At 55.2% G+C, this 19322-nt stretch carries 16 protein-coding genes; 11 read left to right on the forward strand and 5 right to left on the reverse strand.

Annotation, left to right across the window (positions count from 1 at the left end; all coding sequences use genetic code 11):
* Positions 1 to 49 precede the first annotated feature (49 nt).
* Complete coding sequence (locus SBC1_RS12740; protein ID WP_165987864.1) at positions 50 to 823, reverse strand: reverse transcriptase domain-containing protein; 774 nt, start codon at positions 821 to 823, stop codon at positions 50 to 52.
* Positions 824 to 2150: 1327 nt separating this feature from the next.
* Between SBC1_RS12740 and SBC1_RS12745 the strand changes: the two genes are divergently transcribed.
* The 4 genes from SBC1_RS12745 to SBC1_RS12760 all read left to right on the forward strand — a co-directional run bounded on the left by SBC1_RS12745 (position 2151) and on the right by SBC1_RS12760 (position 7828).
* Positions 2151 to 3002, forward strand: a complete 852-nt coding sequence (locus SBC1_RS12745; protein ID WP_243830207.1) for a DUF1837 domain-containing protein — start codon at positions 2151 to 2153, stop codon at positions 3000 to 3002.
* Positions 2993 to 5104: a DEAD/DEAH box helicase gene (locus SBC1_RS12750; RefSeq protein WP_165987866.1), complete on the forward strand. Its 2112-nt coding sequence runs from the start codon at positions 2993 to 2995 to the stop codon at positions 5102 to 5104. Before SBC1_RS12745 ends, SBC1_RS12750 begins: the two co-directional genes overlap by 10 nt.
* Before the next feature lie 234 nt (positions 5105 to 5338).
* Complete coding sequence (locus SBC1_RS12755) at positions 5339 to 5890, forward strand: hypothetical protein (RefSeq protein WP_165987868.1); 552 nt, start codon at positions 5339 to 5341, stop codon at positions 5888 to 5890.
* 594 nt (positions 5891 to 6484) lie between these two features.
* Positions 6485 to 7828, forward strand: coding sequence for a PD-(D/E)XK nuclease family protein (locus tag SBC1_RS12760; RefSeq protein WP_165987870.1), 1344 nt, complete (start codon positions 6485 to 6487; stop codon positions 7826 to 7828).
* Between the two features lie 91 nt (positions 7829 to 7919).
* Here the strand turns inward: SBC1_RS12760 and SBC1_RS12765 are convergent, their stop codons facing one another.
* Positions 7920 to 8549: a GIY-YIG nuclease family protein gene (locus SBC1_RS12765; protein ID WP_165987872.1), complete on the reverse strand. Its 630-nt coding sequence runs from the start codon at positions 8547 to 8549 to the stop codon at positions 7920 to 7922.
* Positions 8550 to 9279: 730 nt separating this feature from the next.
* On the opposite strand from SBC1_RS12765, the gene SBC1_RS12770 reads away from it, so the two are divergent.
* Positions 9280 to 10152 (forward strand): hypothetical protein, encoded by an 873-nt coding sequence (locus SBC1_RS12770; RefSeq protein WP_165987874.1) that lies wholly within the window; start codon positions 9280 to 9282, stop codon positions 10150 to 10152.
* 126 nt (positions 10153 to 10278) lie between these two features.
* Here SBC1_RS12770 and SBC1_RS12775 read toward each other — a convergent pair whose 3' ends face one another.
* Positions 10279 to 11268, reverse strand: a complete 990-nt coding sequence (locus SBC1_RS12775; protein WP_371826728.1) for a helix-turn-helix transcriptional regulator — start codon at positions 11266 to 11268, stop codon at positions 10279 to 10281.
* Between the two features lie 600 nt (positions 11269 to 11868).
* Here SBC1_RS12775 and SBC1_RS12780 point away from each other — a divergent pair.
* The 6 genes from SBC1_RS12780 to SBC1_RS12805 all read left to right on the forward strand — a co-directional run bounded on the left by SBC1_RS12780 (position 11869) and on the right by SBC1_RS12805 (position 17688).
* The gene (locus tag SBC1_RS12780) at positions 11869 to 12729 is read left to right on the forward strand and encodes a hypothetical protein (RefSeq protein WP_165987878.1); all 861 of its coding nucleotides are present in this window, start codon (positions 11869 to 11871) and stop codon (positions 12727 to 12729) included.
* Between the two features lie 8 nt (positions 12730 to 12737).
* Positions 12738 to 14222, forward strand: a complete 1485-nt coding sequence (locus tag SBC1_RS12785) for a hypothetical protein (RefSeq protein ID WP_165987879.1) — start codon at positions 12738 to 12740, stop codon at positions 14220 to 14222.
* Between the two features lie 30 nt (positions 14223 to 14252).
* Positions 14253 to 14417 (forward strand): hypothetical protein, encoded by a 165-nt coding sequence (locus SBC1_RS12790; RefSeq protein WP_165987881.1) that lies wholly within the window; start codon positions 14253 to 14255, stop codon positions 14415 to 14417.
* A 91-nt stretch (positions 14418 to 14508) separates the two neighbouring features.
* Positions 14509 to 15354: a ubiquinol-cytochrome C chaperone family protein gene (locus SBC1_RS12795; protein ID WP_243830208.1), complete on the forward strand. Its 846-nt coding sequence runs from the start codon at positions 14509 to 14511 to the stop codon at positions 15352 to 15354.
* A 348-nt stretch (positions 15355 to 15702) separates the two neighbouring features.
* A complete protein-coding gene (locus SBC1_RS12800; protein WP_165987883.1) occupies positions 15703 to 16488 on the forward strand; it encodes an HNH endonuclease signature motif containing protein in 786 nt (261 codons plus the stop codon).
* A gap of 22 nt (positions 16489 to 16510) precedes the next feature.
* Positions 16511 to 17688 (forward strand): IS3 family transposase gene (locus tag SBC1_RS12805; protein ID WP_207958399.1). Its coding sequence is split into 2 segments (ribosomal slippage): positions 16511 to 16778 and positions 16778 to 17688, totalling 1179 coding nucleotides; the frame shifts between segments, so codons are not numbered across the junction.
* Between the two features lie 270 nt (positions 17689 to 17958).
* Here SBC1_RS12805 and SBC1_RS12810 read toward each other — a convergent pair.
* Together SBC1_RS12810 and SBC1_RS12815 are read right to left on the reverse strand one after the other, a co-directional pair.
* A complete protein-coding gene (locus SBC1_RS12810; RefSeq protein WP_165987885.1) occupies positions 17959 to 18444 on the reverse strand; it encodes a hypothetical protein in 486 nt (161 codons plus the stop codon).
* 14 nt (positions 18445 to 18458) lie between these two features.
* The gene (locus tag SBC1_RS12815) at positions 18459 to 19193 is read right to left on the reverse strand and encodes a hypothetical protein (RefSeq protein WP_165987887.1); all 735 of its coding nucleotides are present in this window, start codon (positions 19191 to 19193) and stop codon (positions 18459 to 18461) included.
* Positions 19194 to 19322 lie beyond the last annotated feature (129 nt).

Genomic DNA, 19322 nt, shown 5'->3' on the forward strand with positions numbered 1-19322 from the left:
GCCACGTCGTGGCGGTCGGGCGACGGGAAACGGTTCATCCCAGCGAGTTTCAGAATACCTCGGCCTGAAGTTGAGTGGCTTGAGCCGGATTTAGAGAGCCGACATAGCCCAATATGGCTTGCTGCCGATGGGGATTCTCGTTTCCTCGCATCGCGTCGAGGAACGCAAGCCACCTGTCAGGCAATACATGCAGAGAGTGCTGTGACAGCTCGATATTGAAAGCGCGGATTTTGTCGGCCGGCCCTTGTTCTTTTTTCTTATTTAAATCGAAACCACTCTTTTCGGATACGCTCTTAATCTCGGCCAAAATAACCTCCGCCGATGCGTGGTCAGCTAGTGAAATTATTATGTCATCGACATAGACGCTCACTTCTATGCCATCGGCCGCAGTGAGTCTCTTCAAATAATTGCCAAGTGCACTTTTACGCAGACAGATGCTTGCGAGCAAAGTGGACTGCACAAATCCATACGGCAGTATGTAACGCTTTTCCGTACCTTCAGGGAATCTCACTGTCGAGAGATTCGCGATATCGCGAGCTTCACCGTAGCTGTAAATCCCTTTCAGGACACGAGTTATCCGACTGCGATTAATGCGCTGAAAAAAATTCTCGACATCGACATGAATAAAGCAGGTCTGCCCGAGGTGTACTTTTAATGCGGCTACGTGGCCACCATCACGAAGATGGTAGTAGTACGCCGGCGCCTTCCACCGTTGGCTTAGGTCGTCTTTAATTTTCCGTCCAAGCTCTATCGTATCGACGTTAGGAACGAAGACCCATTTCCCAGGTTTCAACTCAAACTTCGAATCCCAGCGAGGTTCCATGATTTTTATAATTAATGGTCACGTTCTTGATGACAGCCCCTGCCAACCGAACGAGTTCGGTTACGAAGGGAATCAATGCAAGAACTAGACGCTGTACGAAAGTAAGATTATTCATAGCAGCTCTCTCCATTCAATCCCGGCTTGTCTAGCGCTGCGCGTAATGACCACAAATCAAAACTGATATGCATATGGGAAAGATATCCGCAATGCTATATCTCGATATCACATAGTGACGCAATGGAGGATAGGCGCCACCAGAGTGCCTATCGCCGGGAGTGCCACCCTACCAAACCAGGGCGAGCGGTGCAAGTAAATTTTACGGGAACAGAACATATTCGGCAAAATGCGTGAATTTGGGAGATGCTGATGCTTACGAATATCGAGCCGCGCAAGAAGGGAGCGCGAATTTGCCCAGACGCCCCCGCGCTTTCGACTGCCAAATACGGCATACCAAGTTGCTCTTGCATCGGTGGAGAGAGCCTTCCCTCTCGGGAGCGGACGTGACACTCGAGCTCGGCCTTGCGCCTGCATAACGCTAAGGAAACGGAGGCTTCTACCAAGAACTGATAAGAGTGACCGCCGATGCACGCGTCGAACGTACGCCTATCTCATAGAAGAGCACTAAGAACCTGACAGGGAATGGGGCAAACTGCATCGTTAGCAGTGGAATCCGCTTCGACCCGCTGGAATATGGGCACTCTACACTCCTTGTGAATTTCACCGATGTATTGGAACGCAGGAGGAGCAAACATGTAAACGCTTCGATTCCGTCGACCGGGGTTCGCTTCGTAGCTTGTACACATGCTTATTCCGGTTCAACCAAGTCAACGCATACATGACACCCTGTAGGCAGCCAACTACAGCGTTTGCCTACCTGCAGCACGATTTTCGCCCACTAGAACTCGCTAGTCACCCATCCTTTAAAATCATGATTTTATTGGATTTTTCCAAAAAACTTGTGTTGAATTTCAACGATTAAATTTAAGTGCAAATCAACTTCATGACAAGCTGTCGCAAGATGGTGACTATAATGCGTCGGCACCTCTTGTAACCGGTCAGTGGCGGTTGACAATTGACTGCATACTATCGTGCTCGGTGACTATGCCATCCTGCACCACACAAACGAATCGCTGGTGAGACAAAGTTCAGAAGCATCGTCTCTACAGCTTTTAATTTCGGTGTTAGAGGTACACGCGCGACCAACAGATGTCGAGCAAGCGATGAAACGAATCGCAAAATTGGTATCAGTGGAAAGCACAGCGCTGAGTAACCGATAAACCGCGGCGCACAACACTCGGGCCGCGACTCTGTGCAAGAACGTAAATAGATGGACCGCATTATGTCGGGGCGTTTTTTTAACGTTGTGTTGGACGACGCGGCACGGATGCCAGGAATCACAGGCATCTGTGCCGGTTTCGAACTCGGTTCGTGGCGGGTGAAACAGTTAGCGACCGTACTTTTTCGCTCCCTGCCTGATTTCTGTCTGCAATATTCCGAGCGCGAAGCTATCAATTTCGATAACGCGATGGAACGGGTAGCAGCCGCTGCCAGAACGATTTACCAAACCGAAAAGTTCAAGAGTCGCGGTGAATTCGGTGAACTTGTTCTGCACGTCGCGCTAAAAGAACTATTCAACACCATACCGGCAATATCCAAGATTTTCTTCAAGGACTCAGTCAACAACACCGTCAAGGGATTCGATGCTGTCCACGTGGTTCCGACCCACAGTGGTCTTCAGCTTTGGCTCGGCGAAGTGAAGTTTTATCAGGATATCAACGCGGCGATTGACGACGTGTGTTCGGAACTCGATGCTCACTTCGAGCGCGAATATTTACGGAATGAGTTTCTACTTCTTGAGCGAAAAATCGATTCAGCGTGGCCGCACGCCGAAAAGCTTCGGGCGCTGATGGACGAAAACGTGTCTTTGGACAAGGTCTTCGAAGCGGTTTGTGTGCCGGTGCTTCTTACTTACAACAGCCCTGTCACCGGTGTCCACACCCAATATTCAGAGCAGTATGTCCACGCAATGACAACCGAGCTTGAAAAACACTACGCGAAATTCAAATCGAAAAACAATCTGACGAACGTCCACGTTCGACTGATTTTGCTTCCCCTTCAAGAAAAGAAACTCTTGGTGGAAGAACTACACAAAAAGCTGGAGGCCGCACAATGCCTTTGAGTCTTGAACGTCTCCGCAAAGAGATTGTGGATGCAAGAACCACTGAGAGCACAGATTGGTTTTCTTTGCTTCGGGACGTCTCCTCATTTCTCAATGCGACTCGTGGTAGCGCCGACGAAGCAAAGGGACAGGAACTTGTCATTCGCCTGCTGGACATGAGACATCTGCTAGGCCAGTATGACTCAATCTTGGATGCCTTCGTGCGGGAAGCAGGATTATTCCCTTACCTCGAGCCCGATAGGCTGGGATTGTCCGACGCCATCGCATACGAAGCCCATAGACCGGCGACCGGCTCAGACACTGTCTTTCATCGAGTGCAAGGGCAGGTCTTCCAATTGTTAATGTCGGGACAGAGTGTCGTGCTCAGTGCGCCGACAAGCTTCGGCAAAAGCCTTATCGTCGACGCGGTTGTTGCGTCCCGGCGCTTTCACAACATCGTTATCGTCGTGCCAACATTGGCGCTACTGGATGAAACGCGTCGGCGGCTGGCTCGGTTCGGGCCGCTGTACAGAGTTATTACGCACTCCTCGCAAAAGCCGGGCGAACGCAATATCTTCGTTCATACGCAAGAGCGTGTCATCGAAAACGAGAACATTAAAAATACGGATTTCTTCGTCATCGACGAGTTTTACAAGCTGAATCCGTCGGACGAAAGTGAACGGGCGCAGACACTTAACTTGGCGTTCTACAAGTTGTCGAAACAAGCGAAGCAGTTCTATATGCTCGGTCCGAACATTCAAGGGATACCCCCGGCGTTTTCCGACAGATTCCGTTGCATCTTCATCAAGACCGACTTCAACACGGTTGTATCGGAAATTCACAAATTCGACGTCGACGATGACCTCCAGCACGCTATACAGCTCTGCTCGCGGCTCAACGAACCGACCTTGATTTACGTCCAGTCGCCCAACCGCGCCAGAACCGTAGCGACTAGGTTAAAAAATGTGTTGTCCGAGTCATCATCTCCCGAGGCTAAAGCCTCCGCCGCATGGGTCCGCGCTAACTTCCATCCACAGTGGATGTTTGCCGCTGCCTTGGACGCGGGAATCGGCGTGCATCACGGCAGACTGCCCCGGTCGCTAACGCAGTTGGTTGTACGCAACTTCAATAAAGGTGCGCTGAAGTATCTCGTGTGCACGTCAACGCTCATTGAAGGCGTCAACACTCGCGCCAAGAATGTCATCATCTTAGATAACAAGATTGCGACGAGAAAGTTCGACTACTTCACGTTCTCAAACATTCGCGGCCGGTCGGGGCGTATGCGCGAACACTTCATCGGACACGTCTACCTGTACCACGAGCCTCCTCAAGAAGACTTGCCGTTCATTGACATACCAATTGTCACGCAATCCGCTAACGCTAGCGATGCCCTTCTCATACAGGTTGATGCCGATGAACTCAGTCAGGCGTCCGCTGACAAGGTCTCTAAGTACTACAATGACCCGTTGTTGCCGCTGGAATTACTCAAAGAAAACGCGGGCATCGACCCGGCGGCGCAGATTGATATCGCCAATGCAATAATTAGCGACTTCCACAATGCGCACGCGATGCTGAACTGGCGGGGATATCCGTCCATACCGCAGTTGCGGTGGACCTGCGAACTAATTTGGAAGTATTTCACCAACGGGCGTTTCAAAAGCGGTGCAGGTAGCGGTTCGCAACTTTCATTTTTGCTTTCGATGACATTGCGAGCGAAACGTTTCGAGGATGCCGTCGAACTGTTCAAGAAAGATGGAATGGATATCGACGAGGCAATTGAACTGACGCTCGATTTCCAACGGCAGTGGGCAGAATTCCGGGCGCCGAACCTTTTATCGGCGCTGAACCGGATTCAACGACATATCTTTGAGCGATACAACCGGCAACCGGGAAATTACGAGGCATACATTGTTCAAATCGAGAACTTGGGCCGGAGCCCCATCGTAAATGCATTAGATGAATACGGAATTCCTACCCAGATAGGCCAGGTCGTGTGGCAGCAGTTAGGTACGCCAGATACGCTCGACCTGACTCTCGACAGACTGCGTAGTTCATCAAGCTTTTTTTCAGGGCTGACGTTGTTCGAAACCATGCTAGTGGCCGAGGTTCGCAACACGCTCTAGCGTTCGGACTTTTTGGGACAAAGGTGGTCGAGTCAACTACTAATGGTAAGCCTATTGGTGTGATTTTCGCTCGGTTCAACTTTTGCCCACCTGCGGCTTCAACGCGTTCGTCCATAAGTGCGAATACCGAGTTGCTTGCCCATGAGTTAACGACTTTCTATGACTAATTTGCGACCTCCACCGCGTCAGCAATTTACGATAGCGCATAAGACTTCGAGGGTACTCGGCACGCTTGTGGAACTCATTTCAGGGGAATGGTTTTTCGTTGTTCTTGACCGAGCGAACGGGGGAAGTATCATTCTGCTCCGCGCGTTATTCGTTGCAATTTGGATTTTTTTCCTGCTGTTACCCGCGGGTTTAGCCCTACATGACGTAATCGACCCCAGTCGACAAGGTACGCAATTCGATTGGCCGCGGCTTTTCCACTTTTGGGACCAGCATGCATCCTGGCTTGCTGTTGTGTTTGGGTCCGTCTACACCGCGCTCTATGCACGATTTGCCGCTCAGTGGCGTTACCTTGCCGACCTGTATAACAAGGTCAAAGAAGCCTCTATTAAATACGCTGGAGAGCCGAATTCCGATGAGCGGATAGCTGAGTGGAAGGCGGGGTTCGTCGAGGACGCACAAGAGCTTCATTTGGCAAAGAAGCGGATTTTCGCCCAAGTCATAAAGCACTGGCTTGCAGATGAAGCTGTGAAGAACGCGTTTGTCGGGTATTCGGGTGGCCCAAAAGACCGCTACCAGAAGTTGGTCGAGGACATCAATAGAGCAATAGGTGAAGACTAACCTTCTGTCGCCAACGCGCTCGTGACTACCCGCAGTAGTCAGGGCGTGCTGCGACATCAAGCCATGATTTTTTCGACGACGTCGAACGGTTGCTTCGCGATGAGCACTTCGGATTGCTGTGAACCATATAAGGCTGAGTGCCGAATCAGACGCGAGGATGGGAACTAATTCTAGATACCGTCAAGTGGACGGTGAGACTTTAATAAACGGCGTCGGGAGCGAGCGTCGTCCGGTCCTTCCACCGGAGTGCGCGCGAAGGGTCTTCCTTTACAGTTCGCTCCGAACACAGCGTTCACATCGGCTCGAGGTCCGCCCTGACGGTGAGTTGCTGCGTTAGTACCAATTCGAGCCCTATACGCGGCTCGTCCTCGACTTGGCCTGTTGCTCGAGTGAAACCCTTTAGCGAGGCCCCGCAGTGCTCGATGCACTTGAGGGAATCCTGCAATGAACCGAGCGTCGCCCTAATAGCAATGAAGAGCAACCATCATTCGTCGAGTGGATTAGAAACTTATGCTGGGGCGCTTAAGGCACGCACTGCGGAACAAAATTTTTCATCCATTTGCGGCATAATTTGCCGTCCATTTCGGGGGAGTAATGACTACAAGAACAAGACGAGTGACGGCCGCCGCCTACGATGTCGATTTATTTCAGGCGTTTGTAAGCGACCCGGACCTTGGGCACGCCATCGAGGCGCTCAAGCGCGCCAACGACATATTCGACATCATCGAACCGCAGGAGACGCAACACTCCCAGATGCTGCAGTGGTTACTCAACCCTCGCGAAGGGCATGGACAGGGCGACGCTCTCTTCAAAGATTTTCTGACAGCCGCGTGGGCGAACTGCGAGGTGCAAGACGGCCCGAATGCGGAGTTCTTTGCCCACTGGACGCCTTCGCGAATCATGATGACAGGGTTCCACTCGGTACTCCTCATGCGCGAGTACCGAATAGAAACCGGAAACCATCTGGATTTTTTCATCGTCGACCCGGTCAACGAGTTTGTCATCGTCGTTGAAAACAAATACAAGTCAATGCACGGTAACGAACAGCTCAAACGTTACCGCCGCTCTGTGCAGCAATTGGTGGCGCGCCACCCGAGTTTTGCGAACTATCACGTGGCGCTTGTTGCGCTTGATAAAGGGCGTTCACAGCAACTGGAATTGAAAGAGTTAGCTCGTTATTGGGTATATCTAGATTACAGCTGGCTGGAGGCCGGCGCGACCCGAGCGGAGGCACAGCTTAAGCGAGGCAACCAGTCCGCGAGTCTGCTTATTTCCTATTGCCAGCGGCAGTCAGGTTACGAGTCACAATCCGAGAAAGATGTTGACACCATGCTATCGCTCCTGACGCGGGAATATCGCCCGCTCCTCAAGCCGCTTGCGGAGGCGCGCTCGACCCGCCTGAGCAAATATCAGGCGCTCACGCTCGGCGACCCGGCGAGCGACCTCTGGCTTTTTACGCAGCACTATCCGGAGCTGGTGAGACGCCTTACGCGGATGAAGAATCTGTCGTTTGTAAAAGCGGACCTTCAGGCGGCCATTCCAGGAAAAAGATTCGTGTTCGAAACCGGGGCCAACTGGATTCAGATTTTCGACTACGGATGGAACGACTACGTCGAGGCGGATGAAAACGACGTCATCTGGTGGCCATTTTACCTTCGGGTCAGGCAGGTCCCACCGCAGCATTTAACAGAAGAGGAGCAAGCCGAGTCAAGCGAAAATCTGTACATGGTGAGCGTCGTCTACCACGAGGGGCACGTGAGGATTGATAAGGCGACGCGGATTCACGCCGCACTGGTTAAAGCGTTTCCCGAGCTGTCGGGTGGGAAGCAAAAGGCCCACATTAGGCGGATAGCTAAAGAAGAAGTCAGGGAAGGCAACCTCATGTCCGAACTTCAACGTCGGTATCGGTTGCTCTCAACGGCGCTTCAAGGCGTTTAGAGCTGGCCAAATACATTTAGTTATTAGGGCGGCCCATCTGAAGACTGTTCGATACAGAGCATCTTCGGTGCAATGGGTCGCTCACCGCCTCCTAAGCCGACTGCTGTTCCGATTTGACGGCCAGAGGGACCATGTCAGATTCTTCTTCCGAGTTTTGCCGCCCAAATTCCAGAGCTTGGCGGCCAGAAGCGTGGCCGCGGACGACTCCGTCTTCTTTAATTGCATGAAAGACAGGAAACCCGAGCGCCTTCGCGAGTTCTCTGACCTCATCGAAGAAAACCTGGCAATCCCACTCCATCGCCTGGCCGACATGTCCAGCATCGCCGTTTTTCTGGTTCCCTCGTGGATACCGACCTGCAGCGTTCGCTTGTTCCATACAATAGTTTTCCAAGTAACGCGCATGCGCAGCATTGAATGCGTCCATGACTCGCGATGTTAATACAAGCGCATGGTGCCAATCAGACCGATTCCATCCGTGATGCTGCAGACGGTGCCCAGCCTGGTTTCCGGTCTGTCCGATATAGGCTTTATCTTCATTTCTCTTGCCAAAGAGGATGTAGACGCTGGGCTTGCACGCCTGCTGCATTTTGAAGAACTCGGCAAGACGCTCTCTCGGTACGTGGGTTGCCTCCATGATGCCGGCAGTATAAATGGCGACCCGAATGGGTTCGAGGTCTGGGCTTTGCTCGGTGATTTGAATGGTCCGGGGTCGAGCTCGCATGGGGGTTGTCTTCAAGTTGGTAAATTTGTATCCTAAGGCGCGATTCGGGAAGCAAACAAGCAATCTTCAGTAGTGAATGATTGCCGACCCGGATGGTATTTTAGCCTCCAGGCTTGGCGTGCAGATTGGACCCAAACTCTCAATAACAGCACGCGGCTCAGGGTCGAACAAGGACGTCGAATTTTTCCGCCGAGGTCTCCCAAATACCCGGCTCATGCGATGGGGGTTCTTCATCGTGACCTCAAGGGTGAAGGATTGAAGGCTGTGAAGCTGAGGGCCCTGATGCGCCGGGAAACGATTTGCATAGCCGAACAACTCGTGCGCGCTGTCCAGGCGTGAGGCAAGGCGTCGTCCCAATCTGCAACACTCTCATGTGCCAGTAGTGCCGACCGAGTACCGTGGTCGCGCCGTATATTGCCAAGACGCGCTCAAGATGCGTGATTACTTCGTCGATGTTCTTCGGGGTGTAGGGGCTGGTCACAGCCGCTGTTCCTGCTGTCTTCGACTTCATTTGGATTTTCCATACCTGTTCGGTCGCAACAGGGTCATTCTTCCCGTTCATCGGGACACAAGCTGTCCGCATCGCCGGCTATCTTTGTTCAATCACGCAAGCATGACTTGAGCGTCCAAGCGAGCCGGTCGAGTGTATGCGACTCAAGTACGGGCGCCAAATTCCGTTAACAAAAATGTAAGCCCGAGATGGTCAATCAGAAAACAAACCGAGGAACACATGACCAAAGAGTTTGACGAAAAGTGGTGGAGCCTGAGCGCTGTCCTGCAAGTCGCAGACAACGAAGACCTGGATATTCTGGTCGAGCACCTCACTGACAAAGGAAACGGGCGCAATACCTTGTCCAAGGTTCACTTCGAACAACTGATGGCTTGCAGGAAAGCCAAGGTCTATGGGCGGAGCGACCGCAATCTAATCGCCGAGGAAATCCGGCTTTTCGGCGGCAATAGTATTGTCAATGCCATGCGTGGCGGAGAAGGCGCCGCTTACCAAGAAATCGTTGGGGACGCTGCGAAGCATTTGAAGCTAGATGTTCATGGCTCGGAACGGGCGTCGTCGGTGGAGACCCAGATTCTTCGTAGGCTGTTTTTAGATGCCCTCGATGCCATGCACGACGACCAGCGTCGTGCAACGCTGTTGAACGTCGGACTGGGTGACCTGCCTGGAACCAAACGAGCGGAAGTTGCAAGTGCGCTGCGTGCAGCGCCTCTGCACGGGGATGTCCGCTTGAATGTTGCCGCTTTCGTCGCCGACAGCACTGCAACGTCAGTTCTTGGTCGGGGGATTGTCGTCGGAGCAAAGGTGGGGCTGGCGCCGACACTTGCAGGCAGCCTCGCTCTGGGCACAGCCTTTATTCCACTGGCATTGGTCTTCGGCGTAGCAGCGCTGGCGAGCGCCGCTTACCGCGTAACCGTGCCGTGCGTTATCCAAGTGGCATACATCCGCCACAAGGCGTATCACAAACTAGAGGCAGGAGGCACCCTTGATGTGGTTGGGGCCGCAGCAGTGTCGGAAAAGAAACCTTGGATGCCGCCTGCGCCAGAAATTAAGATTCCAGACATCAAATTCCCTGCACTACGCATCAAACTGTAAATAGCAAGGTATCGGATTGCTACGGGCTCGCGTGAAGCTGGCCCGGTTCGACTTATGTGTAGCAGCAAAGAACCTTATGGCCCCGCTTAAGCATTTCTGCTCGAGCTCATAGTCTTCGGCGTTAGGTTACGACTCGTAGCGTGCTGCGAGCTTCCGATATTCGGCGGCGAATTCTTCACGCATCGATACAGGCGTGAGGATTTCGACGTTGGCGCCGAACGAGCGGAGCCACCAGCGCAACTTCAGACTCGGAATGACGGTACCTGTCACCCTCAGTCTCCCGTCGGCGAGGGTCGCCAGTTCCTGGTCCTTCGCCATCGGTGTTTCCTTAAGATGGTTTCCAGCGTTGCCATCGAACGCAATGCTTAGCTTCACCGCTGGCTCTGTCAGGAAGTTGAACGCCTGCTCGCCCTCAACATAGGTGCGCAGACTGAAGTCTTCCGGGTAAGCGAACGTCTTACCAGATTCAACCGTCGACACAATTCGGTCGAGCCGGAAGAGACTTCGCAGCCACTGAATCCTCGGCTTGTCCTTGCGTGGCTCGAATGAAGGGTCCTGCGCGACCATATACATTAAACCGGCGGACTCTACCAGAGCGAGCGGCCATAGCGTCTTCGGTGTTAGGTCCTCTGTCTCAGGCTTACCGGCTGGGCGGTATTTCACACACACTTCTCTTTCGAAGAAAGTCGCCGTCGCAATAACGTGGAAAATGTCTTCACGCAGATTGGGGCGGATAAGCGCAAAGGTGCCATCGACTGAGTCGACCTTATCAGGCCAAGCCCGGTAAATCCGGTTGTCTGCTTTCTCCTGGGAAAGCCGCACCTCGGCGGCGGAGAAAAGCGGCTCGAGGTCTTTGGTAACAGCGGCAGGCAGCTTGTTGCCCGCGAAGCGCTGCAGAATGTGAAAGGCAACTGCTTCGGCGGCCCCCATCAGACCCGCACCGTCGCGCGCGCCGTGCAACCACGGCTTTCGTTGCCAGAGCAGTTCGCGGCCATTTGACGTCGATAAAACAACTTTTTTCTTCTCGAGCTTGGCCAGCTCGCGCAAAACCTTCTTCGGATACTTCGTGCGATGCCCGCGTTCTTCAAGTTGTTGCCGGACTTCGGGTGTGGTCATCCATGCCGTTGCATCACGCTCCGTCGGCAGGATACGCAGGATTGCTTCGTCAAGGCTTGTGGTCATTGGTCCTCTTGTACATTTTATTCTCGATTTCTTCTCGTGCCACTAGCGCGGAATTTACGCTCTGGCGTCGATGCCCGACGAACCGGATTCTACGTTTGATTGAGACACTTTATGTCCCGATTCAGCGCCACTGCCATGCAGGCTACCGTTTGGCTTGTCCAAACCCCGCTCCCGGCGATGCGCTCGCGCAATACTTCGCGGCCGGATGTACGCGTATCTCGCGTTGTCTCAAACGTAGTGAAGAACGCCCGTTTTTTTGATTGACGTATCCGCATTAGGACATGAACTGTCCCAAACGCGTTTCAGTATCTGACCTCAAGCGAGACGCGTGCTTGTTGGTTTATTTCCCGCGGGTGGGCAGGTGTTGCGATTTGGCCTAAAGTTCGACGCCCCACGCGCCGATAAACCGAAGGGTTACTTTTGGTCCCGATTCCGAGAAGTGAATGCAGCACGCAGTCGCAGTACGTGCCCAGCGCGATATTTCGGCCCGGGGTGGCCGGCGTTGGGGAAGTCAGATAGAAACCGGAGAGTCACATGCTTAATAGAGAGGCAGCATCAACCGCTCGCAATCAACTCGAGGCGGCTGCCAAAGAATATGACAAGCGCCAGGGCGAAGTTCAGGCTCTTGCCACCGCGCTCTACAACCTGCGCCGCGATAGCAGCGAACTGCTGATTGGTGCTGTCGAGACTTACGTCAACAGTCTCGCTTCGACGCCGAAGGAATTCGACCGTGCCTTTGCCGAGTATAAGGTCGAGTACCACACCTTCGAGGGTGTCATCGCAGAAGTCGACCGGCAGATGCACGACATAAATGTGACCGGTGGCGCGGCCACGGGAGTGGGTGTGGCTGCCGGTGCTTCGACGGCACTGCTGGCCCCGACAGCTGCTATGGCCATCGCAACGACGTTCGGCACGGCCTCAACGGGTACGGCCATTGCCTCGCTTTCTGGCGCAGCAGCAACGAACGCCGCGCTCGCTTGGTTGGGCGGTGGGGCACTGGCCGCAGGCGGTGGTGGGATGTCCGCAGGCGGCGCGCTGCTTGCATTGGCTGGCCCCATAGGCTGGACCATGGCCGGAGCCGCAGTAGTTGGCGGTGGACTCTTCGTGTGGCGAGCGAATGGGAAGGTTGCGACAGACGCACATGAACGGCGGATACCCATCGAGAAGGGCATTGCCTCGCTCAGGATAGCCGCTGGCGAAATCGACGGTCTCAAGCATTTGACACTTATTCACACCATCGGCATGAAGTCGCTGCTCGGCAAACTCCAGCAGACAGCGCCGGCAGACTATGGCCAGTTTTCAACGGAAAGTAAGGAAGCACTGGGCGCACTCATCAACCACGTGCGGTCGCTGTCCGCGTTGCTGAACAAAACCGTTCTGTCGAACGCTCAGTGAGGTCAAACATGACTATTGACTCTACGGTCGAAGCAATTGGGAGCGCTACATCGCACGCGACGTCAGTGCCTCCCGGCACGTCTGCTATGGTTGACCAGGCCGCAGGCATTTTCGTTGGTGGTCTGAACAGCGCGCGTGCGGCTGCCGAGGCCGTATTGCAGTCTGCCCAGGACAAGGCGTTCGACAACGCGTTGGAAGCCATGGATACGTTGCGCAGCTTCATCGGTGACCCGAGCAAGATTCTCGGCCGCATAGACACGAAACATGGCGAAATAGCTGAGCAAGTTGAAGTCGGCGTGCGCCGCGCACGCGATTTTCTTGCGCAGGTGACACCCGGCGCGACCTTCGACGGTGTTGGGCGCACGGCGCCGATGGACTACACCATCGGCGGTATCGACGTACAGTCGAAGTTCATCAACGGCGCTAATAATGGCCTGAAGCATGTCCTCGAGCACATGGACACGTACAAGGACTTCGGCAAAGACGGTTTCTATCACATCCCAAAGGACCAGCATGCCCAGATTCTTGAGGTCCTCAAGGGTAATACGGGCGAGCTTGGCGATAAGACCGTGCGCGCCATTCACGAAAAGGTTGCGCAAATCGAGTTCGCGAGTGGCAAGCCGTTCGCCGAGGTCGTACAACCCTCGGTGTCGACATACAGCGAGGTTCAGCTTGGCAAGGTGGATGAAACGGTCAGCCACCACGAGCAGGACCTCAAGCAGCAGAACGAGGCACTCAAGGACCAGATTCGCATCAAGCACGAGCCATCGATTGCCGAGGGCGTGAGGGCAACGGCCGGCGCGGCGGCCGTTGGCGCAGCAGTCAGTCTTACCACGAAGGTGTGGAAAAAGTATCGCGAAGGAAAAAACGTCTTCGCCGGGGAATTTACCCTGGAGGACTGGAAGGAAGTCGGCCTGTCTACTGCGAAGGGTGCCGCGGGCGGCGCAGTTGCTGGTGGCGCAATATACGCACTGACGAACTGTGCCGAGATGTCGGCGCCGTTCGCTGGCGCCTTCGTCAGTGCAGCCAAGGGCATGGCGTCTCTTGTCGCGGATTACCGCGCGGGGAAGATTTCGCTCGACGCGCTCATCGACAACGCGATGTTCGTGTGCAGTGACGCAGCCATTGTGGGACTGTGCACGGCGGCCGGCCAAGCGTTCTTTCCTGTGCCTGTGCTTGGTGCAGTACTGGGCTCCATCGCAGGCAAGTTTATTTCGACCTTCATCGGCAGCAAGGCTCGCGAAGTCACCGACCGGCTCGCGGAACGCATGAAACGCATAGTGGCCGCACTCGACGAAGAGGTCCGCAAAGTTCTCGCGTTTCTAGAGCAGGAGTTTGACCGGCTGGGCGACCTGACTGTTGCCGCGTTTGACCTGTCCGCCAATACGCGTCTGCTTGAAGCGAGCCTTGCGCTCGCTCGCGCACATGGTGTGAACGAATCGCTTCTCATCAGGAACGATTCGGACCTGGACGCCTTCATGACGGGGCTTTAAGCGCCGTCATCACCCACCGGAGATATGCTCATGACGATTTTCTGGACGGCGCTCACAACTGCGCTCTACGGCTGCCTCGAGATTCTGGGCACGTTACTCGGCACTGCCCTGGCCGCAGCCTTTGTCTGCTTTCTCGTCGCGGCGCTTCTGGCGGCCGTCGTTGAGATGTTTAGGCAACAGAATGCCGCCGCGTAGTACAGACCAGCCCGCGGTCACGCCGGCAGTGCCACGGTACAGGACATCAGCATCGCGCACATTCCGTGCGCATTAAGGAACAGGGGATAAATTGGATACTGCCTTTCTGAAGGACTCAGGGGACCTCGCGGCGCTGTTGCAGGCCGCCGATGTTGACGACCTCGACGCGCTTGTCGACTACATCACGGACAATGGCTCGGGACGCGTAGCACTCGCGAAGGAAGTGCGCGAGCGATTCGTCACTTGCAAGAATGCTCGCAATTACCGGGAAAGCGACCGCGGGGCCATCGCGAGCGAGCTATTGCTTTTTGGCGGCAACACGATGGCTAACTTGTTTCGTGGCGGCAAAGGTGTGTCCTACACTGAGTTGGTCGGGGATGTCGGGACCCACCTGAAGGCAACCTATGCCAAAGGCGCCAACGCAGCGACGATTGAGGAAGCAATCCTTTCGAAGCTCTACGATGACGCCGTGAGCAAGATGACGCCTGAAGAGCGTCAGCGATACACAGCCGATATGGATATGTTCGGGGATGCGAAGGCGGCGGCGCACTCGGCAGGCTTTCCGGTAAGCCGGGCATACGTCATGTCGGCAGCTGTGGCTAACGCCATGGCCTCGACGCTCATCGGTCGAGGATTGCCGTTAAGCGCGAGCGTAATTGCTTCCCGGAGCGCGGGTCTGTTTCTTGGGCCCTTTGGGATAGCTCTGTCAAGCGTCTGGACCATTGCGGAACTCGCTAGCGCCGCCTACCGGGTTACCGTACCCTGCGTGATTCAAATTGCCCACATCAGGCAGAAGTCGATACGCCGGGCGCTCGAATGCCAGTGCAGTAAGTGCACGAAAATCAACACGCCGGAGGCGAAGTTCTGCTCGGAGTGTGGGAATCCAATGCCGCAGAGGCCTGCGCCGTCGACATCGCTCGTAGCGTCTGCGTTCTAGGGCTGGTTCCGGTTTCGAAATACCACGAGAAAGGAGCGCCCCGTCGTAATCGAGGGCGCCCCTTTTTGTTTGGAGTCTGTGTCGCACGGCTCCGAGAATGCAGTATTGTCGCCCCAGCCTTTCAACGATTTCCAGTGGTTTTGAAATTGTTCGAAGCCGCATGCACGGGAGACGACATCTGCTACCTCTCCACCGGCACATTCGCCAGACCTTCGTTTGCGGCAATATCGCCGCCAGACCCACCATGCTGCTCGCAATAGGCACATGCAAGGCCGAAATCGCAAAGCAGTTGACGGTCAAATTTGCCATCGTGTACCCCCAATATCCGCTCTCATTCCCCGGCCAAAAATGACCTCCTTGCAGGGCTTAAAGCCAACGACAAAGCAGCTGGTCAGAGACATCACCGAGCGCCTCGGTATCGAAATGACGACACAGTATGACTGGTGCTTCAGCAATCCGGACGGCCCTTACCTCGTTAATATCTGGCACGACGGAATGCTCGAAAGCGAGGGGGAATTTTATTTCGTCGACAAGGCGTCAGACTGGGCGGAAAAAAACATCGAAACCGCGACGCCAGTCCAATTGAATCGTGCGGCTGCTGTGTCAGCGCTGATACAGACGGCCTACTATCGGAAGGCTCCGCTTCACGTCGCCATTCTCGATGGCGTGCGCAAAACTGTCGGTCTTCGGGAAACCAGTGAGGCGCATCAAAGAGAACTCGACTCCGTTCTCTGGTATCCACATCACAAGGACACAGACCGCCGGATTCGCGTTGTCAGAGGTAAGCCGCAATCGGAAGAATTTGACCCCTATGGCGAAGAGCAGTCGTATCAGCGACAGAGTAAAAACCCTCCGCCACCGCCAGTGAAAAAGGTGGAAGGCTCAGTTACAGCGATTTATGAACGTGACTCCGAGGTGGTCAAGGAGGTGAAACGGAGGGCTGCGAAAGGATGTTGCGAACTGTGTGGCAAGGAAGGCTTCAAAACGGCAAGCGGCAGGTATTATCTCGAGGCCCATCACGTCATCCCCTTGAACTGCGGGGGGTACGACGACGCCCGGAATGTGGTTGCAATTTGCGCTGATGACTGTAGTGGTCTAATTTCCTCAGACAGGTCGATAGGAGGACAATCCTGAAATCGACGAGGAAAAAAGCTAGATGACGAGAAGGCGCCGACAATTTGACGCCAGCTTCAAGCTGGAAGTGGTGAGGATGATACGAGACCAAGGGTTATCGGTTGGTGAGGTTTGCCGGTCGATGGAGCTTGGAGAGACGGCTGTGCGGCGCTGGGTGGCGCAGTACGATGCCGAGTCCAGCGGGGGGGCTGGCGTGGGCAAACCATTGACGGCCGAGCAGCAGCGCATTCGGCAACTTGAAGTGGAAAACCGGCAACTGCGCGAGGACGTGAGCCTGCTAAAAAAAGCGTCGGCCTTCTTTGCGCGGGAACTGAAGTGAGTTACCGGGTGGTAGCTCGCTTGCAAGAGAAGGCCGTATCGGTCAGTCACGCTTGCCGCTTATTGCAGGTGAGCCGTTCGGGCTACTATGCTCACCGGCGTGCAACGCCCAGTCCAAAGCACTTGCAGGAGCGAACGCATGTCAGGGCCGCGTTCGCCGCCAGCGGCGCGAGCTACGGCAGCCGGCGTGTGATGCATGCGTTACGGGGGCAAGGGCTGCGCATGGGCCGCTACCGGGTGCGTACGTTGATGCGCGAAGCGGGTTTGCGTGCGAGTTGGAAGCGCAAGTTCGTCTCGACCACCGATAGTAAGCACACGCTGCCCGTGGCCGAGAATGTGTTGGACCGGCAATTTGAGGTGACGCAGCCCAATCGTGCGTGGGTGTCGGACATTACGTATATCCGTACGGCTCAGGGCTGGCTGTATCTGGCCGTCGTGCTGGACCTGTACTCACGCAAAGTGGTCGGTTGGTCAATGGCGCCGACCATGCCGGCCGGGTTGGTCATCTCAGCACTGAGCATGGCACTGCAGCAGCGCCGCCCACCACCGGGACTGGTCCTGCATTCGGACCGGGGCAGCCAGTACGCGAGTGTCGAATACCAGGCTTTGCTCAAACAGCATCACGTGGTTTGCAGCATGAGCCGCAAGGGAAATTGTTGGGATAACGCGGTGATGGAAAGATTCTTCCTGAACCTGAAGATGGAACGCGTGTGGCAGCGCCGGTACGCCAACCACGACGAGGCACGCAGCGACATCAATCAGTACATCGTCGGCTTCTACAATCCCGTGCGCCTGCACTCGACTTTGGGCTATCTGTCGCCCGCGGCCTATGAGGCAAAACCGACAGAGGAACAACCTATCTGCCTGTCTGAAATAACTTGACCACTACAGACCACCGGCGCGCGCATTTCGGTGAAGACCGTCACGACATCCGTGACGTCATGATTTGGGATGTGCTTGCTGTCCTCTATCCCGACGACGCAGAGAGGTTTGAAGACTTAGACGAAAAATCCCGTCAAATCAGAATCAGTGACGTCCGGCAACGCAAATTGGAAGATAACCGCGTAGATAGCTAAATCCGATATCACCAAAATGAAAGCGTTCCGCGCCCGTCACTATTGGGGGCATTGGAAGCTGACCCTCGTTTGCCTTTTATCCGAAGTGGACAACATCCAGCGGCATTTTGCGGGCAACGGCGTCGGTTGCCCACGTGTGCCGCAGCACGTGAGGCGCAACCCGACACAACAACTCGCGCTCGACGGCGGTTAGCGGGAGGCTTTTGTCCTTCGCTATGCGCTCCAGAATCGTTGTCAGCAGAAGGTAGATGCTCGCCGGGGCCAGGCCACTACCGGTGAGCTCGCCGCGCGTGTCCAAGTGCTTCTTCTTGGCGCTGTGAGTCGCCGGCACAACGACAGCCGATATCACGGCCAAATAGCTTATCTCGTCATCAAAATCATGACCGCGGTCTGCCCAGTGGGCGCGCAGGGCGTCGACAACTCGTTCGGAGAAGAACACGGTGCGGCGCTTGCGCCCCTTGCCGAGCACAGCGAGTTCCCACAACTGCTGATTTCCCCCCGCTGCCTCCCTGACGATTTTCATTTGATTTCGAGTTGCGGCGGCGACCTCTTCCCGGCGCATCCCGGTGCTCCCCATCAACAAGATGACCGCTCGTGCGAGACGGTATTGGGCCGCCACTGCAGCGAGCTCTCCGGCGCCAAGCGCACGCTCGAGAGGAGCGTCCGTATACCGGGCGCATACACGGTCGAGGATGCCCCCTCCTCCGAGAGAGCTTTCCACAGGTGCTTTGGTAGGGCCTTGTCGACGGCCATGGCCAGCTCCTTCTGGTCGACAGAGGGCAAGTCAACTGTGTGCCAAGGGTTACCTCCAAGATAGGCGACCGCGGTGAGCCACTTGAAAAAAGTACGCAATACCAGCACAGCGTATCGTTGGGACTCAGGTGACAAGGGCCCAGTGAAAGGCCGCCAGCAAGGGGACAAGCGTTGCGCCTTCCCTTTGGCAATCCAATCGTCCTCTGGCGCCGCTAGAAAGTCCTTGTAGCGCTCACACTCATCAGTCCCCACGCTCGACATCGCCGTGCCTTCGCGACAGACACACCAAAGGAGAAATCGCTCAACCTCTTTCCGGTACGACCGCGCCGTCTTCGCTTTGTTGCGATATTTGTTGAGAAAGGCGCGGACCGCGTCGAGGTCGTTGCGTGCGGTAATCAGGCAGAAGCCGTTCGCACGGTTCAAGCCAACGCTTCCATCCAGATGGGGGACCACGCTGCCCATGCGCTCGAACGGCACCAACTTCCGATTTTCCGCGCCCTGCGCCTCGCCGACCACCACCAAATCCATGCAGGCTTTCTCGGGCTCCGGCTTTAGCATGGCAAGGTTGCTGGGGTTAGCCCACATGGTCGCCGCCCCCAATCGTAACCACACGCAACGACAACTTACGGCTCTTCGTTTCGGGCCGAACCACGTACCGACCACGCAGAAAAAATCCGCCGTCCGGCA

Origin of the sequence: Caballeronia sp. SBC1 (genome assembly GCF_011493005.1) — a bacterium.
GTDB lineage: Bacteria > Pseudomonadota > Gammaproteobacteria > Burkholderiales > Burkholderiaceae > Caballeronia.